The sequence below is a fragment of the Flavihumibacter petaseus NBRC 106054 genome, assembly GCF_000974785.1.
Lineage (GTDB): Bacteria > Bacteroidota > Bacteroidia > Chitinophagales > Chitinophagaceae > Flavihumibacter > Flavihumibacter petaseus.
In genome coordinates, this window is sequence record NZ_BBWV01000004.1 from 528,869 (window position 1) to 555,062 (window position 26,194).

The 26,194-nt window shown below is 45.2% G+C and carries 25 protein-coding genes; all 25 read right to left on the bottom strand.

Features of this window, described 5'->3' with window-relative positions:
• Nucleotides 1-20 precede the first annotated feature (20 nt).
• The 25 genes from FPE01S_RS21720 to FPE01S_RS21845 all read right to left on the bottom strand — a co-directional run bounded on the left by FPE01S_RS21720 (nt 21) and on the right by FPE01S_RS21845 (nt 26,184).
• A complete protein-coding gene (locus tag FPE01S_RS21720) occupies nt 21-1,184 on the bottom strand; it encodes a glycosyltransferase family 4 protein (protein ID WP_046371161.1) in 1,164 nt (387 codons plus the stop codon).
• The gene (locus tag FPE01S_RS21725; protein WP_046371162.1) at nt 1,184-2,464 is read right to left on the bottom strand and encodes a glycosyltransferase family protein; all 1,281 of its coding nucleotides are present in this window, start codon (nt 2,462-2,464) and stop codon (nt 1,184-1,186) included. The genes FPE01S_RS21720 and FPE01S_RS21725 overlap by 1 nt, the downstream gene beginning before the upstream one ends.
• On the bottom strand, nt 2,465-3,685 hold the full coding sequence (locus tag FPE01S_RS21730) for a glycosyltransferase family protein (RefSeq protein ID WP_157474123.1): 1,221 nt from the start codon (nt 3,683-3,685) through the stop codon (nt 2,465-2,467).
• A complete protein-coding gene (locus FPE01S_RS21735; RefSeq protein WP_046371164.1) occupies nt 3,675-4,763 on the bottom strand; it encodes a glycosyltransferase family protein in 1,089 nt (362 codons plus the stop codon). The genes FPE01S_RS21730 and FPE01S_RS21735 overlap by 11 nt, the downstream gene beginning before the upstream one ends.
• 65 nt (nt 4,764-4,828) lie before the next feature.
• Nucleotides 4,829-5,938 (bottom strand): DegT/DnrJ/EryC1/StrS family aminotransferase, encoded by a 1,110-nt coding sequence (locus FPE01S_RS21740; protein WP_046371165.1) that lies wholly within the window; start codon nt 5,936-5,938, stop codon nt 4,829-4,831.
• 2 nt (nt 5,939-5,940) lie between these two features.
• Entirely contained in the window at nt 5,941-6,402 is a 462-nt protein-coding gene (locus tag FPE01S_RS26355; RefSeq protein ID WP_046371166.1) for an acyltransferase, read from the bottom strand.
• Between the two features lies 1 nt (nt 6,403).
• Complete coding sequence (locus FPE01S_RS21750) at nt 6,404-7,417, bottom strand: Gfo/Idh/MocA family protein (protein WP_046371167.1); 1,014 nt, start codon at nt 7,415-7,417, stop codon at nt 6,404-6,406.
• Nucleotides 7,418-7,448: 31 nt separating this feature from the next.
• The gene (locus tag FPE01S_RS21755) at nt 7,449-8,198 is read right to left on the bottom strand and encodes an AglZ/HisF2 family acetamidino modification protein (RefSeq protein WP_046371168.1); all 750 of its coding nucleotides are present in this window, start codon (nt 8,196-8,198) and stop codon (nt 7,449-7,451) included.
• Nucleotides 8,199-8,200: 2 nt separating this feature from the next.
• Nucleotides 8,201-8,812 (bottom strand): imidazole glycerol phosphate synthase subunit HisH, encoded by a 612-nt coding sequence (gene hisH / locus FPE01S_RS21760; RefSeq protein WP_046371169.1) that lies wholly within the window; start codon nt 8,810-8,812, stop codon nt 8,201-8,203.
• A gap of 1 nt (nt 8,813) precedes the next feature.
• Complete coding sequence (locus FPE01S_RS21765; protein WP_046371170.1) at nt 8,814-9,953, bottom strand: N-acetyl sugar amidotransferase; 1,140 nt, start codon at nt 9,951-9,953, stop codon at nt 8,814-8,816.
• A 1-nt stretch (nt 9,954) separates the two neighbouring features.
• The gene (locus tag FPE01S_RS21770; RefSeq protein ID WP_052956087.1) at nt 9,955-10,605 is read right to left on the bottom strand and encodes an acyltransferase; all 651 of its coding nucleotides are present in this window, start codon (nt 10,603-10,605) and stop codon (nt 9,955-9,957) included.
• A 1-nt stretch (nt 10,606) separates the two neighbouring features.
• The gene (locus FPE01S_RS25200; protein WP_052956088.1) at nt 10,607-11,431 is read right to left on the bottom strand and encodes a glycosyltransferase family 2 protein; all 825 of its coding nucleotides are present in this window, start codon (nt 11,429-11,431) and stop codon (nt 10,607-10,609) included.
• A 31-nt stretch (nt 11,432-11,462) separates the two neighbouring features.
• A complete protein-coding gene (locus tag FPE01S_RS25205) occupies nt 11,463-12,524 on the bottom strand; it encodes a glycosyltransferase family 2 protein (RefSeq protein WP_169749206.1) in 1,062 nt (353 codons plus the stop codon).
• A 9-nt stretch (nt 12,525-12,533) separates the two neighbouring features.
• The gene (locus FPE01S_RS21785; RefSeq protein ID WP_169749207.1) at nt 12,534-13,673 is read right to left on the bottom strand and encodes a glycosyltransferase family 4 protein; all 1,140 of its coding nucleotides are present in this window, start codon (nt 13,671-13,673) and stop codon (nt 12,534-12,536) included.
• Nucleotides 13,673-14,449 carry a glycosyltransferase family 2 protein gene (locus tag FPE01S_RS21790; RefSeq protein WP_046371172.1) on the bottom strand — a complete coding sequence of 259 codons (777 nt, stop codon included), beginning with the start codon at nt 14,447-14,449 and terminating at the stop codon, nt 13,673-13,675. Before FPE01S_RS21790 ends, FPE01S_RS21785 begins: the two co-directional genes overlap by 1 nt.
• The gene (locus FPE01S_RS26360) at nt 14,446-16,032 is read right to left on the bottom strand and encodes a DapH/DapD/GlmU-related protein (protein WP_281176221.1); all 1,587 of its coding nucleotides are present in this window, start codon (nt 16,030-16,032) and stop codon (nt 14,446-14,448) included. The genes FPE01S_RS21790 and FPE01S_RS26360 overlap by 4 nt, the downstream gene beginning before the upstream one ends.
• Before the next feature lie 7 nt (nt 16,033-16,039).
• A complete protein-coding gene (locus FPE01S_RS21805; protein WP_046371173.1) occupies nt 16,040-16,795 on the bottom strand; it encodes an O-methyltransferase in 756 nt (251 codons plus the stop codon).
• Nucleotides 16,796-18,073, bottom strand: a complete 1,278-nt coding sequence (locus FPE01S_RS21810) for an ABC transporter ATP-binding protein (RefSeq protein WP_046371174.1) — start codon at nt 18,071-18,073, stop codon at nt 16,796-16,798.
• Between the two features lie 11 nt (nt 18,074-18,084).
• Complete coding sequence (locus FPE01S_RS21815; RefSeq protein WP_046371175.1) at nt 18,085-18,945, bottom strand: ABC transporter permease; 861 nt, start codon at nt 18,943-18,945, stop codon at nt 18,085-18,087.
• Between the two features lie 24 nt (nt 18,946-18,969).
• Nucleotides 18,970-21,330: a GumC family protein gene (locus FPE01S_RS21820; protein ID WP_046371176.1), complete on the bottom strand. Its 2,361-nt coding sequence runs from the start codon at nt 21,328-21,330 to the stop codon at nt 18,970-18,972.
• Between the two features lie 2 nt (nt 21,331-21,332).
• Nucleotides 21,333-22,070, bottom strand: coding sequence for a polysaccharide biosynthesis/export family protein (locus FPE01S_RS21825; protein WP_169749208.1), 738 nt, complete (start codon nt 22,068-22,070; stop codon nt 21,333-21,335).
• A gap of 107 nt (nt 22,071-22,177) precedes the next feature.
• On the bottom strand, nt 22,178-22,681 hold the full coding sequence (locus FPE01S_RS21830) for a UpxY family transcription antiterminator (RefSeq protein ID WP_046371178.1): 504 nt from the start codon (nt 22,679-22,681) through the stop codon (nt 22,178-22,180).
• 252 nt (nt 22,682-22,933) lie between these two features.
• Nucleotides 22,934-23,965, bottom strand: a complete 1,032-nt coding sequence (locus FPE01S_RS21835; protein WP_157474125.1) for a hypothetical protein — start codon at nt 23,963-23,965, stop codon at nt 22,934-22,936.
• A 330-nt stretch (nt 23,966-24,295) separates the two neighbouring features.
• On the bottom strand, nt 24,296-25,648 hold the full coding sequence (locus FPE01S_RS21840; RefSeq protein ID WP_046371180.1) for a hypothetical protein: 1,353 nt from the start codon (nt 25,646-25,648) through the stop codon (nt 24,296-24,298).
• A gap of 38 nt (nt 25,649-25,686) precedes the next feature.
• Nucleotides 25,687-26,184: an acyltransferase gene (locus FPE01S_RS21845; protein WP_046371181.1), complete on the bottom strand. Its 498-nt coding sequence runs from the start codon at nt 26,182-26,184 to the stop codon at nt 25,687-25,689.
• Between the last annotated feature and the right edge of the window lie 10 nt (nt 26,185-26,194).

The window sequence follows — 26,194 nt, forward strand, 5'->3', positions numbered from 1 at the left end:
TCTTGATTTGATAACCTGCGTTATTTTATGAAGATCTGTTCGATTGCCGTTACGATTGATTCGAAACTGAAATGCCTGACGATCTTACTGGATGTAACCGATGCCTGCTGCCAGGCGGACCTGTCGGTCGCAATTTGCCTGATAAAGCGGATTACTTCGCTGGTATCTTTCCCATCGAAAACAACGCCATTCCTGTTCTTTTGGATCAGATCAGCCGCCCCGCCTGTTTTGGTAGTAGCTATAACCGGCCGGCCAGCGGCCATTGCTTCATTGAGGGCAAGTCCCCAGGTCTCCCCTGGTCCAAGAGAGGGCAGCACGAAAACGTCGGCACAATGATATAATGCAGGCATTTGGGTCTGATTCAGAAAGCCCGGAAAGATAATCCGGGAATCTCCCGCGGCCATGGCTTTCAATGCATCTTCCTGTTCGCCGGATCCGGCGAGAATGAATTTGAAATGTTTATCCGGCAAAAGGCCGGCAAGTTGTATAAGGTATCCCGGATTTTTTTTAGGCTCAAGTTTCCCTGCAAAGAGAATAACAAAATCGTTTTGCGTAATGCCCCAGGACCTTCTTAATTCCGACGCACTGTTTCCGGCAGCCTTGTCTGAGAATCTCGCGTTATCGATAGCGTGGGGAACATTGATCAGCTTATACTCCGGCACGCCGTTCCATTGAAAATATGCTTTGTTATTCGATCCCACATATAAAGCGTAGTCAATAAAGCGGTATACGAAACTGAGCGTTAACCGGCGAAGGATACGCTTTAAAGTGCCCGCTTCGTCCAACAGGGTTGAGTCCCCACGAAACAATACCGGGATTTTCCCTTTAAAATGCCGCATGCAGGCCAGGTGGCTTTTGAAATTCCAACCCATTACCAATACCGCATCCGCTCCCCATGCTGTTATCGCAGGTATCAATCCGGGGTTATCAATTCCATTGAATGACCTGCTGCCCGGTGTTTTAGACTTGTTTTCAATGAATTCGAACCCATAGCCATCCAGCAACGGGATATCCCAGTCAATCGTTTTTCCGAACCCCGGGTCGAATTTCGGTCCCGCCTGTGACTGAGACCAGGTGTAAAATACTCTAGGTTCGATCTTCCCGTGATTTGCGAGTTGTCTGAACCAGGGAGCATTATATTGAACAGGATGTGTTGTAACTATTGCGAGCTTCACTTGTGCCATTACGAGTTCTTTTCTACAGCCAGATCAATCAGGCTAGCCAGTTGCCTTGTCACTGCATATGCACTGTATTGTTCAAATGCGCCAATATCCACCTGTTCTGTACTGAATTCCTTCACAAATTTCCTGTACTGCTCAAAGGTTGCGGAAAAGTTTTCGGAAATAGTATCAAGGCCGGCTTCACCATCAAATGCGATTACCACACCGGCCCTTGCCTGTTGTAAAACTTTAAGTGCCTGGCTTTCCTGATGAAGAACAGCAAAAACCGGCTTTCCACTCATCACACCCTGATAAACCTTGCTGGGAGTATAATGTGGTTCTGTGCTTCCGAGGATGAATATGCCATCAGCCGCCCGAAGGTGAATCAACACATCCAGATACGGGATTCGTTGCGGATATTCGAATACGACTGTTTTCCAGAGCCCGAATTTTTTAGCTATCGGCTTAATATTAAAACTGTTACTGTCATTCGCCAGCTTTCCTGTTCCGATAAAATGGATTTCAAGATCGCTGAATTGTTGCGGATGATCGGCAATCACTTTAAAAATCTGCTCAAGAGGTCCATAGGCTTTTGGCAACATCGCACCCGCGTAAACCAGTTGAAATTTTTCATTTCGCCGGAACAGATAAGGCTCAATAGATAAGGTATTTACTTTCTGATAGTCGATCATCTCTCCCCCATAAGGCATCGCGCCAAATACAGCCTTTTCCAGAAGGTGCGGATTACGGTCTTTCACACCGCCGTAATAGCCTTCCGCCACCCCGGTGATCAGTGAAGCACGTTTTACTGCAATCGGCTCCAGAAACGAAGAAAGCTTTGTACTGAACCAATGGCGGGAGAACATGCGGTCACTACCTGCAAAATGGTGTACCCAGGGATCGATATAATCGATACCATATTTTACGCCGGTGCTAAAATGAAGCCAACGGCCCAACAACGCAACATAAAATGACGGTATTGGAATATACAGAAAATCAATTTGCTCTTCCCTGATGATCCTTTTAGCTTTCTTATACAGCTGAAAAAAGCCTCTGAGTCCAATATCTCCGATGAAGCGTGGTTTGCTTACCTGGAATGCAGCGACCTTTTCAACCCGCAGCCCTTCGGGTAACAGCGCAGCCAAATTCGGATCAAGCTTTTCTTCATAATAATCTTCATGCACTGCAAGAATTACAGGCTCCCATCCAAAAGCAGGTAGATGTTGTGCAAATAACCTGCTTCTATGCACTGCCGCAAGGTTACTGGGGGGAAAATGAGGCGAAATAATCAGGACTTTTTTCACTCAGTTGTTTTTACTTAGAACACTATTCCAAAGATTCGCCAGTTTCAGGCTTTCGGCTTCCCAGCCTTTATCATGTGCCAACCGGAAACGCTCGCCGCTGTGTTGCCGGATGACAGTTTTGTTTGCCACGCAACGTTGCAGTGTTTCTATAATTGCCGGCGGACTACCGAGGGGGAATAATACCCCGTTGCCGGGGAATGCTTCCATATAGGCGGTCTGCGCGGGTGTATCTGACGCTGCGATAAACAGTCCTGCCTGATGGTAGGCCAACATCTTGTTGGAAACTGCTATCCCGTTGTTAATATCCTTTCCGGGCTCAATTGCTAGGCCCACATCGTATTGCCTGAGCATACGGTGCAATTCCCTTTGAGGGAGCGGGGCCAGGATATTCAAATTGGTATGCCGCTTCAGGAACTTTTCGTAAAATGCTCCGTTGAGATTTCCTACCAGCGTAACTGATAGTTCATTACCGAATTTCCCGAGCACGTCTGAAATCTGTTCCAATCCCCTGCCGGCATTAATATTCTGTGAAAACCAGATTACCCTCAGGGGAACTTCCGCTGACGCAGGAACAGGGATTTCAAATTCATCACGGGGAAAATAATTCAAAACCGTTTCCGCCGGATAATGGAATACCCCGATATCTTCCAGTGAATGGGTCAATATCAATGGAGAAGCAGCTGTCAGGTACCGCGCATCTTTCAGATAGGAGTTAAAAATCCTTTTCATTACCAGATTGGTCTCCGGGAGGCTTGACTCACCCGGATGATAATCTTCAATATCAAAACCGAAAGGTATTTTTCTTGATTTGCTGAAACGCCAAACAGGAAGGATTGAACCCGGATTATGGGCAACCACCAGGTCAAAGTTGACCTTCATCCGGCGAAGGAACCGGTCAAGCAAAACAGAACGCCTGTCAGTCATTCCCTGGAAATCCTGAGATGAAAATGCCGCACCGATTTTCCTGGTTACGAAAAAGCGAACTGCGTCAACAGCCCACCGCAGCGACTTATTTGCAGAAATATCCAATGTATAGGCGATCACTTTGCCTTCTAACTCCTCAAGGATCTTTTCATTTAATGCTGCACTCCAGTTACCCAGGCGGAAGGATATGACAGACACTTGCGCGCCGTTATCCATTGCCAGATTTATTTCCTTTACCAATCGTGGATTGGTAGCGAGGTTTGTAGTAGTGACAAATAAAATACGTTTACCCAACATGTGCCGATATTAACGCCTCAATCCTTTCGAGCTGGTGCCGGTAAGTATTTCCAGCTGCAAACTGTACATGATTTTCATCAACTGCCTTGATCCTGCCGGAAACGATACTTTTCGCCGTTTCACTGAATAATTCAGGATACTGTTCATTGCTTGAATCAGGCATCATCCGGAGGTAGGTAGTTCCTTTGTAAGCAGCAACATGATGTGCTACTACTGGCCGTCCGGTACTGATATATTCCAGGAGTTTGTGTGAATTTGATCCATCCCACATCCGTGATGCCGTGGTCTTCCAGCAGATCCAGAACATATCAATTTGTTGCATTTCTGCTGCCATCTGACCGGTTGGCACGACACCTCTCAATATTACATTGGCCTGCCGTTTTAAAAAGTCAACAAAGTCTGCTACGTCAGGATGATCATGACCAATGAATGGTCCGTTCTTTTCATACTGGCCCCAAAATATAAATTGTTTATCGGGATGTGCCGCTATAACTTTTTTCATCGTTGCATGGTCAGGCGCTTCCATCAGCAAATTACCTGCGTAGCCGATACGCATAGCCGGTGTTGGGTTAGCCGCTAACCCTTCGGAACGTCGCGCAGCATGATTCAGGAAAACCGCACTCAGGCCGTGATTGATGAAATAAACATTTGCATTCCCTTCTTTTATCCGTTCCAGAATGGTTGGGGATACAGCGAAACAGATATCGGCTGTCCTGATTTCCCCCGGCAATTCATTCTCAATAAAAAGGTCTGCGCCGAAATAGATTGCCAGCGGAGCTTTGAATTGCTTTAGATTTTCGAACAAAAACGGGTGAAAAGACCAGACAACGTCCGGCTGCACGCCCAGATAATCCTTCAGCTTTTTCAGCTGCAAACTGATCAGGAGGGAATATAAAAAGGGAGGGAGATATTTTTTTCCGCGAAAGAGCGGCTTGTAGCGGACAATGTATAAGTGTTCCGACTCGCTCGCAGGTTTAACGGAAATGCCGGCATGCTTACTGTCCGGCGGTTCAAGGAAATAGACCTTATTTCCTTTCAGTGCCAGTTCAATTGCATAGTGGTGCTTTGACACACGCATGTTTCCCCAATGTTGCGGAGAAACTATAAAAATTACCTTATTAGTGAACGAGAACTCCTTTTGCATCAGTTTTCACCTATTACACCTGCGATATAAGATATCTGCTCATTTGTCAACTCGGCGTACATAGGTATCGAGAGGATATTCTGTTGATTGGCATGCGCAACCGGGAAGTCATTCGGCACATGTCCGTAATGGCTGTAACATGCCAGGAAAGGAAGTGCGGTCGGGTAATGAATGGCTGTATCAATTCCGGATGCAGCTAATTTTTTCTGGAGGTTTTCGCGTTCGTTCACTTTGAGAACGTATAGATGAAACACATGCTTGTAACCTTCTTTCACTTTCGGTGACTGAACTTTTCCAATGCTTTGCAAAACAGCATCATAGCGGCTGGCATTGTTAATACGCATTTCAGTCCACTTATCGAGGTGGGGTAATTTGGCGGAAAGGATCGCTGCCTGCAAACCATCCAGCCGGCTGTTTCGGCCTTCCATCAGGTGATTGTGTTTTCCCTGCTGTCCGTGGTTGGCAATCATACGTGCTTTTTCAGCAAGGGCCTGATCTGCTGTAGCCATTGCCCCGGCGTCACCATACGCTCCCAGGTTTTTTCCGGGATAGAAACTGAAACTGGCTGCGTGTCCAAAAGTGCCTGCCAGCTGGCCATTGATAGCGGCGCCGTGCGACTGTGCACAATCTTCCAGCACAAACAGGTTATGTTTTCGGGCTATCTCCATGATCGCAGGCATGTCAGCCGGATGCCCGTAAAGGTGCACCGGAATAATTGCTTTCGTCCTGGGAGTGATCGCCGCTTCAATTAATGCAGGATTGATGGTGAAATAGTCTGCCTCAATATCCACAAATACAGGCTTTGCACCTATGGCAGTTACCGCCTCAGCAGAAGAAATCCACGTAATTGCCGGCACGATCACTTCATCACCGGCTCCAATTCCGGACGCTTTCAGGAGGATTTCGATAGAATCCGTGCCATTCCCGCAACTGATCACATAGGGCAGCTTGCAGTATTGGGCGAACTCCTGTTCAAAACCAACAACCGGCTTCCCTCCAATATAAGATGACTCTTTTATCGTACGTTCTATGGCATGATCAATTTCTCCCTTTATGGAGAGATACTGCGCATATAAATCTACAAACGGTACTTTCTGGCTATTATTCATGGTTATTTTATTTTTTTTGCTGGATTTCCGGCATAAACTCCAGGCATTGATATGTCCCTGGTCACTACTGCTCCGGCTCCGATCACCACGTTGTCACAAATTGTTACCGGCAGGATCGTGGCATTGGACCCGATAGATACCATGTTGCCGATGGTAGTCGACTTCCATTTGGTTTTGTCTCCCCTGGCGGGGCCTCCGGACTGGAATACATCATTGATGAACATTACTCCATGGCCAATAAAGCAATCATCTCCGATCGTTACAAGTTCACACACAAAGGTGTGCGACTGAATTTTGGTCCGATTGCCGATCCTGACCGTTTTCTGAATCTCGGTAAAGGGCCCTATGAAACAATCTGATCCGATTTCACATCCGTAAATGTTTACCGGCTGCACAACTTTCACATTCCTGCCAAACACAACATCTTCGGTTATACGGGATTCAATTAACAGCGGCTTGTTCATATCAGTCTACGAATTCGGCTGCTTTATAAATTTTCTCTATTATCTCTACCGTTTTCAGTCCTTCGAAAGAGCTGGTAGTAATCGATGCGCCATTTTTTAACACCTCTACCAGATTGTCATATACCTTATCATGGTTACTCATGCTTCCAACATAGTTGCCGTAGTTATTGGGCTTATTTCCTTCCGGCAGGTTCTCAATTACGTAGTCCTCAATTTGCTGGTATTCGAGTTCATTCAGATACTGACCTCCAATTTTGACGGTTCCCTTCTCACCAAAGATGGTCAGGGATCCTTCCATGTTTTTCCTGTAGCTGTTTACGGTGTAATTAATCGTTCCAATTGCACCATTGGTGAACTTTAATATAACAGCCCCGGTGTCTTCAAATTCGATTATTCCTTTATGATTAAAATTGCCGGTGTAGGCTTTGGCTTCACTTACATCTCCAATCAGCCAGTACAGGAGGTCAACAAAATGGCTGAACTGGGTATATAATGTTCCTCCATCCAGATCCTTTGTGCCTTTCCAGGAATTCGCATAATAGTCTGGGTTACGGTTCCAGAAGCAACTCAATTGCACACTGTAAATTTTACCCAGTTTTCCTTCAGTCAGCATTTGCTTTACAGCGGCAACAGGTGGGTTGAATCGGTTCTGCTTGATTGCAAACAGTCTTTTATTGGACTGCTCGGCGGCCTGAATCATCTCGCCACATTCCTTGGCCGACAGGGCCATTGGTTTTTCGCAAATCACATGAAAGCCTTCCCTGAGTGCCATAATGCTATGGGTTGCGTGAAGTCCGTTCGGAGAGCAAACTGCTACCACATCCATCTCACCGGCCTGGGACAACATGTCGGTAACATTGTAAAATGCCTTTGCCTGATATTTTGCAGCCAGTTCGTCGGCCCTGGAAGGAACGGTGTCACATACTGCCACTAATTCTCCTTTATTGCTTATATGTTCAGCATGTCTTTGTGCGATCCTGCCACAACCGATAATACCTATCCTGATTTTGCTCATACTCACTTTTTTTTCTGACTATTACTTTATTTTAAACTTTCAAACTTTCACCGGGGAAACTGATCAGAACACCCATGCCCTTTTTCTGGTAAACGAACATGCTTCCCGCAGCTACCGCGGATGCACCACCTTCCGTTACAGCGTTCCTGAAATCACTCATATCCCTCGCGCCACCACAGGCGATCACGGGAACATTAATCTGTTCACTCACTTTTTTCACGAGCTCCAGGTCATAGCCCGTCCAGGTGCCGTCGCGGTCGATGGATTGAATGATGATCTCGCCGGCCCCAATATTTTCCATTTCCCGGGCAAACGTCCACGGTTCTTTACCCGTGTTAACTGTACCCCCCTCGATATAAACCCGGTATTTACCCAACCAGTTCTTCTTTGCATCAATGCATACAACGGCACTCTGGCTGCCATATACCTGTGCGATCCGGGTAATGACATCTGGCTTCTTAACAGCAGCGGTATTTACAATTACTTTTTCAAATCCGGCATCGAATACTTTCCGGGCATCTTCAAAAGACGCAACACCGCCACCGTAAGCCATTGGCATAAAGGCCTCGCCGGCCATTTCCCGGATTTTTGCGAAATTGATTGACTGGCCCGTTTTGGTGGCTGAAATATCCAAAACAACAATCTCATCAACACCTTTTTCATTAAAGATCTTGACTGTATTTACAGGATCTCCTACGTACCTGGCATCCTTAAAACCAACAGTTTTGTAAAGACCTTCATTGCGGAGCAGCAAAACAGGGATGATTCTTATCCTTTTCATAACTACAGTGCTCCAAAATTTGAAAGAAGGCGCATCCCATACCGGTGACTTTTCTCCGGATGAAATTGTACTCCATGAATATTATTCAGTCGGAAAGACGACACAAAATCATACCCATACTCACATCGGGTAGTCGCAATTGCCGGTTCATCCAGTTGAAAGTGAAATGAGTGAGCGAAATAAAACCGGGGTTCTTCAGGCAGGTCATCCATTAATACCGACCCTTCACAAACGCGTATATCAGACCAGCCCATATGGGGTACCTTAAAACTGCTGTCCTGTGCATGCCGGAAACGGACCGTATCACCGGCAATCCATCCCAGTCCTTTTTCACTGCCTTCCTCACTTTTCCTGGTCATCATCTGGGCACCGACACATATACCGAGAACCGGAGTAGATCCGTCAAATGCCCTGCTTTCCACTACCTGCCTCAGTCCACTCGCATTAAACCGTTCCATGCAAGAATCAAAATGGCCGATACCCGGCAGCAGAATTTTCCCGGCGTTCTGAATAGTTTCCTTATCACCGGTGATACAGGCATCTACGCCGATTCTCCTGAACATATTCAGGATGGAAGTAAGGTTACCCACGCCATAATTAACTATCGCAACCATGTCATTTTTTTAAGGGGAACATCTTTCTGTACAGTTGCTTCACAGGCTTTAATATGGGATATCGTTTGTCGATGGGCATTTCATGATCAAACTCATAATGACTCCGGGGTGCCTCCTTCATCAACTGATCAAACGCTTCGCGCGTAAGGCTGAGTTTCTTCAATACAAACTCATAGTCAATTTTGAGTTGTTCCGGATCATAAATAGGTTTTTTCAATTCTTCCACGGCTTCTTCCTTAGTGATCTGGCCACCAAATATCAGATCGGACAGATGCGCTTTCCGCTTGTCAATTTTAAATTTAACTGGTAGTATATAGCCCTGATAAAACCTGGTCCACACGCTTTCATAGTGTTTGCCACCGTAATCACGCCACCCGAGTTCCTCCTGAATCAGCGCTTTGACGGCTTTCTTGTTGTAGTCAACATAATTCAGGATAGATACAGAACGAACACCCTTAACCTGCTGATAGTACCGCTTTACCTTCGTATCCATAAAGGGGAACGTTTTAAGCGGAACTTTACCATACACTTTGTGAATGGCCTTAATATTAATGTGGTCAGCTTTAGGATGCACCCAGGATTTTGGCAGTGTCTGTTCAGTCTGAACATTTGTGCCATTGAGCAGGTAGCGAATATTCTTTTCGCCTGCCAACCGGTATAAAGTAGCGAAAATAGCGTGGTCTGTGATCGCTTCGATATCCACTACTGATGCTTTCAGGTAGGAAAGCTGCAAGTCTTTAAACTCCTCCCAATCGATCACATAGGTAAACAGGTCGAAGCCCAGCTTATTCACAATATTCTCAATATTCTGAACAGCCAGTTCAGAGTTCCATCCATTATCAAAATGGACAGCCAGGGGGCGAAGGCCAAGTTTCTTTGCGATATAGGCTACATAAGTACTATCCACCCCGCCACTCAGACCCATTATGCAATCGTATGGCAGATCTTTCCCTGCCTGTTTGATTTCAGCGGCAATTGCTTCCAGCTGGTCCCAGCCTTCTTTGCCCTGGATTACGCGCTCTTTTTCCGCCGCCTTGTATTCGTAATAATAATTAGAAATTCCCTGTTCATCGAAGATGATATCAGGGTCAGCAATATTGTCCAATACCGAAACCGCACATTGACGAAACTCAATCGACATACTATAAGTTTAAATACTTCCCTTTAAATTTCTCGAAATGTTCCGCTTTGATATAGCCACGATACTTGTGTTTGTTCTCAAAGGGTACACATTTTTCTTTATCGAGATCACGGATTTTCACCGCTGGCACACCTCCCAAAATACAAAATCCTTCGGGAAAGGATTTTGTCACTACGGCTCCTGCAGCCACAACTGTCCAGTCTCCCAACACCACTCCCGGCATAATCTTACACCCCGCGCCAAGCCAGCAATATTTTCCAATGGCAACCGGTTTCAGAATGTGCTTCCTGGAATCATATGGGTCGTGATTGGCCGTAACTATGGCAACATTGGGCGCAATCTGCGTATAGTCGCCAATGGTAAGCCCGCCTCTTCCGGTAATATAACAGCCCCCCATGATTCCAGGATAGGCATCTATCCCCACGTCAATTTTCTCCACATCATAAACCTTACTGGTAAAATGCACCGGCCAGTAAGCTTTACGGTTGCCCCCGATGTTTAACACCTTCTGGGTAAACCAAAATTCAAAATTAACGAAACCCTGGTAGTCCTGCGTTTCACGGATAAACTTCAGTCCGGGAAATATCCGCACCACGGGAACAACGATCAGCTGTAAGGGTCGGCGAAGAAAATATTTAATTTTTCCGAACATATTATAACTGACGATACAGTCTGAAGTTTTCTAGCGCCCTTGTCTTGTTCAAGGTGGCTATCCCCCTCAGCATTTCCCGCTTGTATGAACTTCTTAACCGCACCAGGGCTTTTTGAATTTTTTCGGGTGAAAGCGGACAATCATTCTCTACCAGGTATTTGCGGATGATACCCTGGTACACCTGCAGGTAACGATGATAATCGTTCATCTCCTGACTGTCATGTTCCCGGTACCAAACGAGGCCATGTGGCATCAGCACTACAGGATGTTTACGGGCAAGTTTATGCCACATATTGAAATCGCCGGCCATCCGGATATTTTCAAACCCGCCAACTTCATCAAATGCCGATTTCCGTATGATAGCAGAAAGCGGCGCCTTATTGAACAAACCCGGGCCAAGATAATGGTACTCATATGCACTGTCAGGCTGCAGTTCGAACGGGAAGGGCCGCGCTTTATCCTGGTTCAGCGAACAAAGGCCCCAACCGGCATCAGGAAATTGTTCCATCATGCCTACCATTAATTCAAGTCCCCACGGATAAATCAGGTCATCCGCATCCACATACTTCAGGTATTTTCCCGTAGCCAGTGAGGCAACTTTATTCCGGTTGCCATAGTCGCCGAGATTTTTTTCGTTGATATGTACGCGAATCCTGTGATCCTTTTCTGCGAATTGCTTCGCAATGGATACAGTTGTATCGCTGGAACGGTCATCTGTAATAATCAGTTCAAAATCCGGGTAAGTAGAATTGAGCACGCTTTCTATTGCTGCTCCTATATATCTCTCCCGGTTATAGGATGTCATCAATACGCTTACAACTGGCATCTGTTGTTTACTTGGGTTCGATTAAAAGTTATTATCCTTGTATATGCAGTCTTTTCACCAATTCATCGCTGACCTCGGAACCGATTGGTGAACGGTAAAACGATGCGTTTTCAAAATATTTTTCAAGGATGAATAAGCCGGCAAGCTTTCGGTAAATTTTGAAAATAATTCCTGATTTCATTTGCTGCAGCGAATTGCCGAATTTCAGAATTGAATATATCAGCTGGGATTTCCTGTCACCGGGGCGGACAAGGTTTCTGAAACCTTCAATTTTTGCACTGTCGATCCGGTTGTTTACCAGCTGAGACAGGTAGATGTCTTTTAGAAAACGCCGCTGAAGTTTATTCCTGTTGGCGGTTAACCCCATCAGGCTTTCATGGTATTGTGAAACCTCGATATAGAGTTGAAGGCGGTTTTCTATTTTTTCGGTGGAGAGGTGATTAACACTGATTGTGTCTACTTTGTCTGAGCGCCGGACAAAATAGTCAGGTAAAACATCATTTTTCTTAAAGCTCCCGCCTTTTAACAAAGCATGTACGTGAAATTCCCAATCCTGGGAAGATTTCGCAAATTCATTAAATGCCAGTTGCTTCCCTGTCAGAAACAGTTTTCTCCAGGTAGCGCCGGAAGTTTGCCATACCGGATCTCCGTCCAGGAATCGCTCGAGGTCCGGCTTTCCTTCAACAGTTAATTTATTCCAGAATTTGCTGGCGTCGGAAGGGTGTTCCCTGAAAAAAGCACCATTGGAGATCAGCGCATCTGTTTCAGGATGTTCCTGCATGAGCAAAACCCTTTCCTCGAGGCACCAGTGAGGCAAAACATCATCGGAATCCAGGAAGATCACCAGATCACCCCTGCTTTCCGACAATCCAATATTCCGGCAGACTGAGGCACCTTTCAGCACACCTTGTCTCTGGAAGTATCGTATGCGACTGTCTTTCGCGGCCAGTCTACCCAATACTTCGGGTGTGTTGTCAGAAGAAATATCGTCTACCACCAATAACTCCCAGTTTTCAAAGGTTTGATGCTGCAACGATAAAACAGCTTCTCCAACAATTTCAGCCCTGTTATAAACAGGCATTATGACAGACACCAACATACTTTAACTGAATAATATCCGGCTTAGCGTTTCGTGTTCCTGCTGAACAGAAAACTTTGTTTTTATACATTCCCGTGCCTGTTGTCCCATTTTTTTGAGCAGGGATTTGTCCCGGTACAACGACAATAAAGCATTGGCGTGATTTTCCACATCAAAAGGCTCAACCAGAATACCAGTCTTTCCCGGCTCCACCGAGTCGACTATTCCGCCTCCATTACAGGCAACAACCGGAAGTCCATAGCTCATTGCCTCAATAACAGATACCCCGAACGCTTCTTCCTGTTCTGAAATTTCGCCCCGAATATTATGCGTGGTAAAAACGTCTGCGTTTTTGAACAACTGTTTAGACTCTGTTTCAGACACAGCGCCAACCAGCCGGATCCTTTCCTTAAACCGGGATCGCCTTTTCAGTAATTCCAGGTAGGGTTGCAACGGACCACTACCGGCTATTATCAGCTCAGCATCCATCCCCATTACTGATGCTTTTTCAAAGGCCTGGATCACATAATCAGGGCCTTTAAAGTCAACCAGCCTTCCGAGATAAAGTATTGTGAATTTTCTATCGTCAGGCTTCCCGATTTCTCCTTCGCCAGGCAGATCGACTCCAAAATAATTGATAAATATCCTGTCGTCAGGAATGCCGATTTCCAGCAGTTTGCCTCGACTGAATTTCGAGTTCACAATAAACCTGACATAGCCGGACAACTCCTTTACTTTTTCGATATAGCCTGCCGGAAAAAAGTCCTTTGATGGATCGGTTATGGATTTGAGCGACCAGGTTATATCGTAGCCATGGCAATAAACAAACGTTTTGCCTTTGCGGGTCCGGATAAAATCCATAAAATTCAAAGCGAAATCGAGGTAATGAATCAACAATGTGCTTCCCCTCGGGATCGCCTGCAATTGCGCATTAATATGGTGTTTTGTAGCAAAGGTCTCACTCAGGAGCTTTGAACGGACAGCGAGTTTTGTCAGCGGTTTTGTAGTATACGACAACGATTTCACCGGAACCGACAGTTCACCCTGTGCGCTGTCAGAAGCCGTAACATAAACCGCCTTGAAAAAACTATGGTTACGAATCTGGCGTTTCAGCCATAACTCTGAATACACACCAATGCTTCTGGCGATAACAATACATTGCATCACTTTATGCATTTATCAATCATGCGTGTAAAAACCGGTCTGTTGTACAACCAGTAGAAAACGGGAATTCTCGGGTTGAGCAGATATCTCCTGATCTTCTTTTGAATCCGGGCACTGTAATACCGGTCCCTTACACGGGGAATCTCCCGGACACTGACTGTATCATAAAGTGTGGTACTGATCCCCCCCATTTCATAATTAGCGATCTGCAGGTCCATATAACAATGTGAAGCATTCCTGAAAATATTTCTAAGCAGCCAGTCGTAATCTGCTTTAATACGCAATTCTTCGTCAAATCCCCCATTCTCCTTAAATAGCCTTGCGGCTGCAAAAATCCCCTGGTGGCAAATCATTTTCCTGTAAAGGGATACCTTGCTGATGCTATCGGGCTTCCTCAATGCCTGCCGGCCGTCTTCATAAATATCCAGCACATTGCCGTAATAGATGTCAAAACCAGGATGCCGGCTGATGAATCCGGTTACCTGCTGCAATACCCCGGAACCGGTAAACTCGTCGCCGCCGTTCAGGAAAAACACCAGATCGCCCGTTACACGTTGCAATCCTTTGTTCATGGCGTTATAAACCCCATTATCGCTTTCAGAAATCCAATCTGTTACAACCGGACTCTTCCGGATCATTTCAAGGCTTCCGTCGGAGGAGCCTCCATCGATCACAATTACCTGGAGATTCTCTATTTTTTGAGACCGCAGGCTTTCCAGAGTCCTGGAAAGTCCTTTCTCATTATTAAAGGTTATTGTAATTACAGAAATTTTCAATGCTTCTCAGAAGTTTGTTTTTGAATAAACGCAATATAGCCATCCACATCCCAGAACATCTTTTCTACGTTTTTCAGTTCATCCAGCGATTGGTTCCACCATTTGATCTGCAATAACTGTTCAATTTTTTCAGGTTCGAAACGGTATCGGATGACTTTGGCCGGAACTCCAACCGCGACTCCATAAGGAGGAACATCCCTGGTCACTACTGCTCCGGCACCAATTACTGCACCGTCTCCGATGGTGACACCATCCAGCACGGTAACATTTGCTCCGATAAAAACATCATTTCCAATCCTGACCAGCCTTCGTTCTTCAATCTTGTCTGTTGCACTCAGCGTTGTTCCGTTCTGTTTTCTGGTAGAATAGAACATGGGAGAAGTGCTGATGCCCTCCATAGGATGAATTCCCCATCCACAGATAAAATTCGGCCCGATAGAACAGAATTTTCCGATCTCCGCGCAGGTGATCTGTGAATTATTTGCGACATAAGTATAATGTCCGATAAGTGCCTTTGAAACCCGATGCGGAGTATACAGGCTTGCTTTCGGACTTACCGCGGAATTGGTAATAGAAGAGGCAACATAACGCCAGTCTGGTGACTGGTCAAATATGGAAATTTCAGGATAAACTTTCTTAAACAGGGATCGTCCGGCATTCCGCAATATTTCCTTAAACCGTGGCAAAATGCTGCCAGCCTGTTTCGCCGATGCACTTTTATTTTTTCCATTCCAGGCATAGAAAAAACGTTTGCAAACTTCTTCAGCTTCAGATGACTCTACCCTTGGCAGTTTTTCCACTTTCACGTGGTCGGCAAGGTCATGATGCCAGTACCTGTAGGTAAGGTTACCATGAGTGCCTGTATTATCGAAACCGATATTGTTTACGAGTGAATTTGATGGATGCAGCACAAATCCCTGATGAAGCAGTACCGAGCAGTGCCACTTGATGAACCAGGTGTTTGATTCACCACTGATATTCCTGTCCAGCTGGCGTCTCAATTCTTCATTACCGAACTTATTGAATGCTTCCCAGAGGTTATTCCGGTCGATTTCTGCTTTCAGCTGAACAGGATCAAGTTGTAGCTTATCCCAGGCCCGCTTCCATGTCGCCCAGCCCCAGCAAAGCGGAACATTATAAAAAAAAGTGTCGCCACTTATTCCATTATTGGGATAGAAGTAGCCTGAAATGTGCATGACCTCTTCCTCCTTTTCATACACTTTGAGGCCATTGTTCATAAAATCGAGAAAACCGCGCGATACTACGATGTCATCTTCCAGCACGATCACTTTTCCATGGTTGTCCAGCAGTTCGGACACGCCTTCCGTGATAGACCTTGCCAGTCCTTTATTTACTGGAGATTCCCTGATGACAACCTTTCCTGCCCATTTTTGCCTGCGTATTACTTCCCTTACCTGAGCAACCGCTTCTTTTGAAACTGAATCTGAACCTTCCTTCTCACCGTCGGCGAATATGTAGAGGATCGTACGGTCAATACCGTCACAGGATGAAAGCGCCTCCAATGTTTTGAGGGTATGACCCGGGCGATTATAAACAAACAGTACTACCGGAGCCTGGTCCATCGGTTTCTTATAAAGAGGTCAGGAATTTATATTGGGGAGAGACCAGTATCGCCGTGTCTTTCACACCCTGGTATACACCTTCTTCAAAAGGAATGTTTTTTTTCTGAAGCGCCAGTTTTACTTCCTGCAACGTCATAGACTCTCCTTCCCGGTTTACATCATCTATAACTATAATAAAGTCTGCAGCAATTTTATCGTTCTCTACAAGCGACACGATCTGGTACCTGGAGTATTGCGGGCTGCCCCAGGGTCCGTCCACGAGCACCAGATTAAATTGCTGATTGCCAATGCCCTCCAGAAGGTCTTTGTATTGGAATACTTCAGCGCCTTTAACCTGTCCTTTACCGATCTCCCTCAGCAACACGTTTTTTGAAACGCCGGGAAAATTCTGTTCAAAAAACCGGAGCCAGTTTTCATCCTGTTCAATGACAAGAAGTTTTTTCTGTTGCTGCGTTTGAACATTACACAGATACTGGTAGGTAAGCTTGGTAGTTTCGCCTAATCCGAACTCCAGGATACTTTGAGGTTTAGTTTCATTAAGGATCCGGTAGAGGATATACAGAAAAGGATATCCCGCTGCCCAACGGCCGGGACTGAACGCCTGTTTTGTAAGCCAGCTGGATCCCGAGATGGTGTTGTTGAACACCTGTGCCCAATATATTTCATCGATCTTTCCGGAAACCAGACTTAGTTTGTCGAGCTTCTTTTCGAGATCTCGTATTCCCAGATGTCTTCTAACCTTGTGTTTTATTCCTGCAAACATTCAATAAGCAATTTTAAAGTCCGTAACTAAAAACCCCTGTGCTTCCGGAATATTTCTTCCTGTTCCGAAATAATCATCATACAATACATTGAACCGCGAAGCATTCTGCACCCAGTCTGCCACCCCCATACTCGTGTCGCAAAACAGGTTAACATTATATGCCCCCTGGTTCAGCATTACCTTTTCCACTTCAAAAATGATGTGACTGGATGACTGTATCGTATCGGCATAGATCGCCGAACTTAACCAGGCCACCCTATTGTTCATAATGTCATTGATGCCGATGTCGATCCTTGCCGTCCGGAGATTGGCGAACTCAGGCGAAACGACGAAATCTATCCGGATCTTCATTGATTCGCCAACTTTGAATTCCTGCCTTTCCCTGTTTGCCGAATCAAGAAAGGTAATTGATTTGAAACGCACGATCGCATTACCTTTCCGATCGTTAATATCATTCAGTTCGAGCGCAGCGTACTGGTCAAGGTCTTTCAGGTAGTCACTGATCACATTGTCGATATTGCCCTCGCTATGCAGCTGCCCTTCCTTCAACATGATACCTTTATTGCAAAGCGTTTTGATTGACGACATATTGTGACTGACAAAAAGTACAGTTCGGCCTTCTCCTTTCGAAACATCCTGCATTTTGCCGAGGGCTTTCTTTTGAAATTCGGCATCGCCTACAGCGAGCACTTCATCCACTATAAGTATTTCCGGCTCAAGATGTGCAGCAACGCCAAATGCCAGGCGAACATACATACCACTTGAATACCGCTTGACGGGTGTATCGATGTATCGTTCGACTCCGGCAAAATCAACTATCTCATCAAACTTTGCCTGGATTTCCTTTTTTGTCATCCCCAGAATAGCGCCATTCAGAAACACATTTTCGCGACCGCTAAGTTCCGGATGGAATCCGGTACCTACTTCGAGCAGGCTTGCGACGCGCCCGCGCATTCTGATTACTCCGGTAGTCGGTGCCGTAGTTCTGCTCAATAACTTCAGCAGCGTACTCTTTCCTGCTCCGTTTCTTCCGATAACACCCACCGTTTCGCCCTTATTGATGGTGAAACTCACTTCCTTCAGGCTCCACACATAGTCGCCGCCACCTTTCTTTGTCCGGTCATTCTTTTCTCCAATTTTCAGGTAGGGATCTTCCATCCCTCTTACCCGGTAAAACCAACGGTTCAGATCGTGGGCCAGTGTTCCTGTACCAATCTTTCCCAGCCGGTATTGTTTACTTATCCCATCAACTTTAATAATCGGTCCTGCACCTTGCATAGCTGAATGAATTAAACAGTATCCATGAAATTTCTCTCCACCTTGTTGAAAACAACAATACCTGATAACAGTATGACCACCATAAAGATGATGGTATAACTCAGGCTTGCAAGGTCAAAAGTTCCTTTTCCGAACAGGCAATAGCGGAAAGATTCCACTATGCTTGTGAGCGGGTTTATCTTGAATATCCAATAAAATGATTTGTTCTGTACGTAGGAATATGGGTATGCAATAGGCGTTGCATACATGCCGAGCTGAACGGCGAATGTGAGTAAAACAATAAAATCGCGGTATTTGGTTGTCAGCGAAGAAATAATAATTCCCAATCCCAGTGATATACAGGCGAGAATCAGAATTATCACCGGAATGAAGATCCAGTTGAACGAAGGCTGGATCGGGTAGCCGCGAAAATGAAAAAATACCATCATCGCAATCAGCAACAGGAACTGAATGGCGAATTTGATGAGGTTGGAAATAATAACAGACAGTGGCAATACGAGCCTGGGAAAATAGACTTTCCCGAAAATATTGGCATTGGTTACAAATGTATTGGACACATTTGTAAGGCAGCCTGAAAAGAAATTCCAAAGGACTATCCCACTCATATAAAACAGGATAGATGGTTCAATGTTATCGGTTGACGTTCGCGCGATACGGCCAAAAATCAACAGGAACATGGCCGTAGTCAGAATGGGCTGTATGATGTGCCAAACCGGTCCCAGTACAGTTTGTTTGAACTGCGCGACAAAATCCCGTTTTACGAAAAGTAACATCAAATCCCGGTAACGCCATACCTCCTGCAGGTTAAGATTCAATTTTGATGCGTTCGGCTCAATAACCAGATCCCACTGGTTTTCACTATTTGTGCTCATGTATCATCTTTAACTCCCCACAGCTTATTTCTTCCAGAACTGCCACCAGGGTTTTGATTTTTCAACTTCAAAATATTCCAATCGCTGGCCGCCATAACCATACCCATAACCATAGCCGTAGCCATAGCCATAGCCGCCCGCTGCCTTCACATCGTTGATAACCAGTCCCATATTTGGTAACTTTTTAGACTGGTAATTTGCTTCGACCAGCTCCAGCATCTTTTTGAATGTATATGACTGTCTTACGATATACAATGTCATATCGGCATACCGTCCAAGCGAAATCGCATCACTCACCAGGCCAACCGGCGCAGAATCCACAATGATCACTTCAAAATTGAGCTTGGCCCAGTCAAACAATTTATCCATTGATGGCAACAACAGCAGCTCAGCCGGATTCGGAGGAAGCACGCCGCAGGGCAACATGTAAAGATTCTCTGCATTGGGTACTTTCAGTACGAGGTCATCAGGATCCTTATCAGCAACCAGGAAGCTGGACAAGCCAACCCTTGAAGTGATCCCCAGGTTCGATGCAATTTTAGGTTTGCGGATATCGAATTCGAGCAGAATTGTCTTTTTTCCCGCAAGGGCATATGCTGCAGCAATATTCGTACTGATAAACGACTTTCCCTCACCGCTCATAGACGAAGTGACCAGGATAACGGGCTTCTTCGCAGAAATGGAGAAATAGTTGATGTTGGAGCGAACTGTCCGGAACTGTTCGGTAATAAAGCTCCGGTTTTGACTTGTTACCAGCAGTGGGCTTGGATTTGATGAGCGGCTGATCTCCCCGGCGATCGGCACACTTGTATTCCTTTCAATTTCGGATCGTGAATTCACTTTATCATTCAGCAGTTCGATCAGGGCAATAATACCAACGGGCAGTGCCAGTCCGAATAGTATATACTTGATATATACTGATGTCGGAATTGGGTTAACCAGCTTCGCCCGATCCGTGGCATATTCCAGAACAGATGAACCGGGAAGGATACCGGCAGAGCTGATGGCGAATTCTTCTTTCTTGGATAGTAACAAAAGGAACAGTTCTTCTTTGATCTTTTGCTGCCTTTCAATATTCAATTGATTTCTGGCTTTACCGGGAACACTAACCGCCTGGGACAATGTACGCTGGTAAGACTTATTAATCTCATTTAAGGTGATATCATAGGAAGCGTTGATGCTGTTCAGTGCAGACAGCATATCATTCCTTAGTTTGTCGACTCCTGTCGTAAGTTCAATAACCAAAGGGTTCAATGGTGTAGCTGTCTTTAACATTGCGGCCCTTTTCAGCTGCAGGGAGTTGTACTCTGTGATTGATTGTGTGAGCGTAGGCTCTTCGATACCGAGATTAACAGGAACTGTGCTGTACCGGGAATCCTCATTCAGAATATAATTCTTCAACCATGCCAGGATCCGCTTTTGAACCTCGACTTCATTGGTTTTCTCTTCGAACTGCTGCATGGAATTGCTGTAATACTCCGACTGCGATTCAAGCGGTAACCCCTTATTATGTTCCAGGAACCGCTGCATGGAACCTTCCACCGAAGACAGTTCTGACTGTACGGAGTCAAGCCTTTCGTTAATGAATTTGATGGTATTTTTAGCGATTTGCTGTTTGTCTTCCACATTTGAACGGGCGTATTCGGCCATAATTGCGTTCACAAAATCTGCAGCAAGAACTTTATCAGTGGAACTGTACGCTACTTCGAGAATTTTTGCATACTCATTGGGTTGAAGGATCTCTATTCCGCCGAGATATATTTCCGCTGCGATTTCAAGGGGATACCAGTTGATCTGAAAATCTTTCTCTTCGCTGCTCAGCTCTGTTTTAAGCAGGTGAATTACAAATACGCCGCTGCCATTATCAATCGGCTGACCAAAATATACCGGTTTCTCATCGTCGTTCAGCAGAAACCGTTTATCATCCAGGATTGAAATTTTGAATCCAACTGCTGCCGAATCCTTCCTTGAGACGATCTCCAGTCTCAGGGGATTGTTCTTGTAGAGTAGCGTGGATTTCACATTTCCAAGTCCCAGATATTCTGTTTGTAATCCCAGCTTGTCTACCACTTTTTGCACAAATCCCTTGGAACGGAGGATGATCATTTCGTTGCGAAGATTGGGACCTTCATCCATGGCAAAAAGGCTATTGAATTTATCGTCGCCTGTTGCAATGGACGGATCGCTTTTCAGGATCATTTGTCCCTTTGCGCGGAAGGTTTTCGGGGTATACCGTAGTGTAATGAATGCCACTGCTGCACCTATTCCTCCTGAAAGAATTACCCATGGCAGGTACTTGATATACCGGAGGATAAATTCCTTCAGGTTGAAATCTGCGGCTTTCCCCTGACCAGTGTTTGCCCTATTTTCAGTACCGTATTCCATGTTTATCGGGTTACCAGCGAAATGATGATCGTGATAGTGGACAATATACTGGTTGTAATGGCAAGGTTGCGCATCAACACCGCCTCACTCCCAGTTGGCTTTTTACGGGTCGGTTCAACATAAACGAAGTCATTCTGCTGTATATAAAATGCATCTGATTTAAATACGCCCGCATCGCGCAGGTCAACTTTCATCACCTTCCTTGTTCCATCCCTTTCTTCCCGAACTACCGTAACATTGTCTCTCCTACCGTAGATGGTCAGGTCACCTGCCAGGCCAACTGCGTCAAAAATGGTAACTCTTTCAGCAGCGAGTTCATACGCGCCGGGACGTGATACTTCACCCAGGATCGTATAGTGGGCGTTTGCATATCGCACAACAACATAGGGATTTTGCAGGTAAGGCAACAGTTTTACCCGGATACTATCTGCTACCTCCGATTTGGTTAGTCCGGCAACTTTCAGTTTGCCGATCTGGTGTATATAGATTTCACCGTTATTATCTACCAGGTATCCTCTTCCGGAACTCATACTGACTCCTATACCACCGCCACCACCGCTGCTGCCTCCGGAAACAGAACTTCCCACCTGTTGCTGATTGAACAGGTCTGTTGCCTCTTTATTGTCACTATAGATAAGCACAGCAAGCAGGTCAGTTTTTTTAATGGGGATTTCCTGAAACTGGATCTGAGAATGATTTATACTATCAACATCCTTCAGATAGATCCTCTGTTCATGCATTTCTTTGCTGGCTCCGCAGGAAAATAAAAAAATTGCAGATAGGTAAACTGCAATTCCGGAAAGCCTGTTAAGCATTTTCAATTGTATAGTATTTTTCTTAATTGTATTCAACTCTCGTCCTTCCTTAACAATTTTATGTTGTCAACATATGCTACCAGTTTAAAACCAAGGCTAACCAACAACACTTCGGAAACCTTTTTCCCACCGGCAAGTACTACTGCCTCCTGGTCCATAAAAGCCCCGCCTGTAATAATCACCTGTTCTCCTTCAGCAGGTTGCCACTGGACCACATAACCGGAGTTATCTTCCAGGAATCGCTTGATCTTGTCTATGTCCCTTTCCGCAATTTTCGCCGGCTTACCCAACCAATACACAAAATTCACAATACCATCCACCATGCGAACGTTAGTCATATGTTCAGGTGACACCTTTACAAAGACATAGCTTTTGAATAACGGTTCTTCAATAACCTTGAACCTGTCACTCCATTTCTTACGCACTTTGGTCAAAGGGCAATAGGCAATAATACCTTTTTGCTTCAAGAGCGCGAATACCTTTTTTTCCCAACGCGGTTTAGTATAAACGGCAAACCAGTACAACCCGTCGCTCATATGATAAGATTTCACAGAGCTTCGCCTCCTCAATCACAGGTCGCGATCAAGAAAACTAAAGCCCCGGATATATAATTGACTACAGATTTTTGATCTCCAATCAATTATGAATATAAAAATAAAGGCTATGGTGAAAAATGCCTTTCAGCCATGCCTTCTACAGATTAACTTAAACCAACCAATCCGCCAAGTTTCGCATATCCCCAAACTCCTCTTTTAAGTCGCGTACAAATATAGATGAAAAACGCATATTTACATGAATCCTAGCCAATTAGCCTTCCCTTTGGCTGCCCCTTCAGAGAGCTGTCCAACTGCAATTTCAGTATCATTTACCTTAGTCACAATACCAGTTCCCTTTAAGTTATAATTGCCCTCGTAAAAAATTGCCAGCGCTCCAACTTTTACAGGCCCTTTTACATCTTTTCTTTTCAAAACGATCGTCCGGGCAGAGATTGGTATACCACGTATGAAGGCACTTGCCTGGAATTTCTGTTGCTTAAAACTTTCCCATATCAGGAAATCACTTTTCCTTGACTGCTCATCAAACCTGGTTGCCCCCATCTCCTTACCTGCAAAGATCACTGGCAGCCCCCCGTCTTCATACGCGATCGTTGTATTTACAATATTAATGCCGCCCCCTAACAACACAGGATCTGGCAGGTTTTTTCTTTTTCTCAAACCAGCCAGCTTAATGGTGCTGTTGGTCAGCGCATCAGAAAGGAACGTTTGCCATGTCCCTATCGCTCCCAGTGATTCTGTTCTTAAATTATTTATATATAAAGGAAAATACTCTACTGTAAACCTGTAAATAAGTGAATTTACCTCTCCACTTGCCTCAACGTCATCTATGATCCAGTTTCCTGGCTGCCGCCTGCCATATTGAGCGAACCCGAATAATGTATGAACAGGACCAATTACTTTCAAATGCAAAATCCTGTTCATCTTTTCCTGGGGCTGCGTTCCCGCAAATCCAATTTTACATGCCCGAAGCGTAATATTCTCAAATGTGCATATCTCCGCATTTAATGTAAATCCGTTGGGAGATGTAACAACGCCTACAATAAATTGCTCAATAGTTCCGCCTTCCACCCTGATTCCTGTTGAACCGCTTTGAGACTTTTCACCGCGATAGTAACTTTTCAGGGAAGGGTATCCACCATCACCCGGTAATTCATTTTTAAATGGGTCGATAGCAATTGCTGCATATGGAGAGAACTGGCTGTTCCTGCATTGTCCATCACTATAGGTCTCCAGAACACTGTTATAGAAATCCTGTGAGGACAAGGCGGGTGGCCGGAACTGGCCACTGAAAGAAACATCTTTAATTAATACGCCTTTCGCTTTATGAATGCTCAGCGCAGGTGCATCATTGAACAGCGCTGTTATTTTGCCAGGCCCAATAATCTGAATAGTAAAAAACCTGTAGTCTTTACCATTCCAGCTGGCAGCAACCAGCGGTTTATCGATCGCAAAATCCCGATCAACAGCAACTTTACCATTATTTTTTACCGCAGCATCAATCCTTCCCTGAAGTTCCTTCCAGTCGGCGTTTTGGGCAAAAAGTCTGGTCGACAACAGTATTAATACCAGTAAGCTCCGGATCATATACAGTTATTAGTACTTCAGTGTTAATTCGTTCTTGTATTTGGCTGGCGAACTCAAATATTCAATCCTGGACTTTCCATTTGAATTTTCCCTGACGTCACCGAATCCCAGGTATCGGTTCTTTTTGTCAAAGAAGAAGACATAATCTCCGGTTTTCGCATTTCCATTTATAGTTAATGGCCGGTAGGTGTCCGTGACCGTTACAGGCAGATCATTCTTCCACTTACGTTCCTTTTTTGCATCGTTCACAAACAATGGCCTGCTCTTCTGGTAGCTAACGCGAACATGCTGCTGATTACCCAAAAAAACCATGGGCGTCACCTGCCCATAGTAGCGTAGTGTCGAAAGGGAAATGGTTACATTATCCCCCCACAACACATAGTCGGGGTGATACTGTACCTGGTTAATATACCGGAAATTGATGGAAGCATTATCGAGCCTGTCATTTCCTTCCGAAATCCAGATACCAATCCTTCCCAATGACTCCGCAAAAACATTACGGATGACAATTTTTGAACCCGGACGTGCTTTGTTGATCATTTGCACCACGTCCCCTGCAATATTGATACCATTTATTTCGCAGGTACCCGCATCTGCTATTCCATAATGATCAAAGTCAAAGAGTGTGTGCGTCAGTCCCCAGGCGCCGATATTTTCAATTGTAGTTGAACCTGTTGCTGAGCCGCCAAATGCAATGCCCACCTTACATGTCCCGATACGGATATTCTCCAGGCGGAGTTCACTTTTTGTAATGGTGCAACTGGCAGAAAACTGTTTCAATCCGACAATAAATCCGTTAAAGGTGCAATCTTTAATAATAAGCTTCCCGGTTGTACCCTTGCAAGCTGATTTATTAATGTACCAGGAACCCAGGCCCGGATACTCATCTGAGCTTATTCCGCCACAGCAAAAAGGATCAACTGCAATGGCAGCATAGGGAGTTTCAGGATTGTCACGGCAATCCCGGGTCTGGTATTCCTGCAGGCTTGCACCATATAATTCAGGAACTGTCAGCTTAGGAGGAATGTACCTGCCTTGAAAATTCAATCCCTCCAGTATAACGGATTTCCCGGACTGAACAATCATCGCAGGCGCATCGGTGTATGTCGTCTGGATCACACTTCGGCTATTTACATCCCACATGGTCGCATCGCCATGTATAGTAACAGCGTATGAATTAAAACTTTCACCCTGCTTATTCGCCACCACCAAAGGCCTGTCAATTTTGTAGTTTCTTGCGACGAAAACTTTTCCGTTGGTATTAACTGCTTTATCGATCAGACCCTGCAACTCTTTCCAGTCGGCATTCTGAGCTGACGCGGCAGCAGAAAAAAACAACAATAGCAACGATAGGTACTTCATGGTTCTGATTATCAACTTAAGGTGCTTCAAAAATCATACTATATCCTGTTACCATCGCGATCCACCCGGCCAATTACCGTCGCAGGATTCCCCACCACCAATGCATACGAAGGGACATCTTTCGTGACCACTGCTCCGGCGCCGACTAATGCATACTCTCCAATTTCCACACCGCAGATAATTGTGGCATTGGCACCGATGGACGCACCTTTTTTTACAACAGTTGGCCGAAACTCAGCTTTCCGCTCTATAAAAGCCCGCGGATTTATGACATTTGTAAACACCACTGATGGCCCCACGAATACGTCATCTTCAAGCGTAACACCTTCATAAAGTGACACGTTGTTCTGTACTTTTACACCATTACCTATGTGTACGCCTTTGGCAATAAAAACATTCTGACCAATAGTGCAGGACTGACCTACAACAGCCCCGGTCATAATATGACAAAAATGCCATATCCTTGTTCCTGCACCAATTACTGCGTCCTGATCGACAACAGAAGACGTATGAACAAAAATCTGCGATGAAATCATGGTTTCTGAA

What these genes read in the sequence shown, in the direction of transcription:
- FPE01S_RS21720 (WP_046371161.1), bottom strand. Translation starts at nt 1,184, where the DNA reads ATGGCACAAGTGAAGCTCGCAATAGTTACAACACATCCTGTTCAATAT.
- FPE01S_RS21730 (WP_157474123.1), bottom strand. Translation starts at nt 3,685, where the DNA reads ATGTTGGGTAAACGTATTTTATTTGTCACTACTACAAACCTCGCTACC.
- FPE01S_RS21735 (WP_046371164.1), bottom strand. Translation starts at nt 4,763, where the DNA reads ATGCGTGTGTCAAAGCACCACTATGCAATTGAACTGGCACTGAAAGGA.
- FPE01S_RS21740 (WP_046371165.1), bottom strand. Translation starts at nt 5,938, where the DNA reads ATGAATAATAGCCAGAAAGTACCGTTTGTAGATTTATATGCGCAGTAT.
- FPE01S_RS26355 (WP_046371166.1), bottom strand. Translation starts at nt 6,402, where the DNA reads ATGAACAAGCCGCTGTTAATTGAATCCCGTATAACCGAAGATGTTGTG.
- FPE01S_RS21750 (WP_046371167.1), bottom strand. Translation starts at nt 7,417, where the DNA reads ATGAGCAAAATCAGGATAGGTATTATCGGTTGTGGCAGGATCGCACAA.
- FPE01S_RS21755 (WP_046371168.1), bottom strand. Translation starts at nt 8,198, where the DNA reads ATGAAAAGGATAAGAATCATCCCTGTTTTGCTGCTCCGCAATGAAGGT.
- hisH (WP_046371169.1), bottom strand. Translation starts at nt 8,812, where the DNA reads ATGGTTGCGATAGTTAATTATGGCGTGGGTAACCTTACTTCCATCCTG.
- FPE01S_RS21765 (WP_046371170.1), bottom strand. Translation starts at nt 9,953, where the DNA reads ATGTCGATTGAGTTTCGTCAATGTGCGGTTTCGGTATTGGACAATATT.
- FPE01S_RS21770 (WP_052956087.1), bottom strand. Translation starts at nt 10,605, where the DNA reads ATGTTCGGAAAAATTAAATATTTTCTTCGCCGACCCTTACAGCTGATC.
- FPE01S_RS25200 (WP_052956088.1), bottom strand. Translation starts at nt 11,431, where the DNA reads ATGCCAGTTGTAAGCGTATTGATGACATCCTATAACCGGGAGAGATAT.
- FPE01S_RS21785 (WP_169749207.1), bottom strand. Translation starts at nt 13,673, where the DNA reads ATGCAATGTATTGTTATCGCCAGAAGCATTGGTGTGTATTCAGAGTTA.
- FPE01S_RS26360 (WP_281176221.1), bottom strand. Translation starts at nt 16,032, where the DNA reads ATGGACCAGGCTCCGGTAGTACTGTTTGTTTATAATCGCCCGGGTCAT.
- FPE01S_RS21805 (WP_046371173.1), bottom strand. Translation starts at nt 16,795, where the DNA reads ATGTTTGCAGGAATAAAACACAAGGTTAGAAGACATCTGGGAATACGA.
- FPE01S_RS21810 (WP_046371174.1), bottom strand. Translation starts at nt 18,073, where the DNA reads ATGCAAGGTGCAGGACCGATTATTAAAGTTGATGGGATAAGTAAACAA.
- FPE01S_RS21815 (WP_046371175.1), bottom strand. Translation starts at nt 18,945, where the DNA reads ATGAGCACAAATAGTGAAAACCAGTGGGATCTGGTTATTGAGCCGAAC.
- FPE01S_RS21820 (WP_046371176.1), bottom strand. Translation starts at nt 21,330, where the DNA reads ATGGAATACGGTACTGAAAATAGGGCAAACACTGGTCAGGGGAAAGCC.
- FPE01S_RS21825 (WP_169749208.1), bottom strand. Translation starts at nt 22,070, where the DNA reads ATGCATGAACAGAGGATCTATCTGAAGGATGTTGATAGTATAAATCAT.
- FPE01S_RS21830 (WP_046371178.1), bottom strand. Translation starts at nt 22,681, where the DNA reads ATGAGCGACGGGTTGTACTGGTTTGCCGTTTATACTAAACCGCGTTGG.
- FPE01S_RS21840 (WP_046371180.1), bottom strand. Translation starts at nt 25,648, where the DNA reads ATGAAGTACCTATCGTTGCTATTGTTGTTTTTTTCTGCTGCCGCGTCA.
- FPE01S_RS21845 (WP_046371181.1), bottom strand. Translation starts at nt 26,184, where the DNA reads ATGATTTCATCGCAGATTTTTGTTCATACGTCTTCTGTTGTCGATCAG.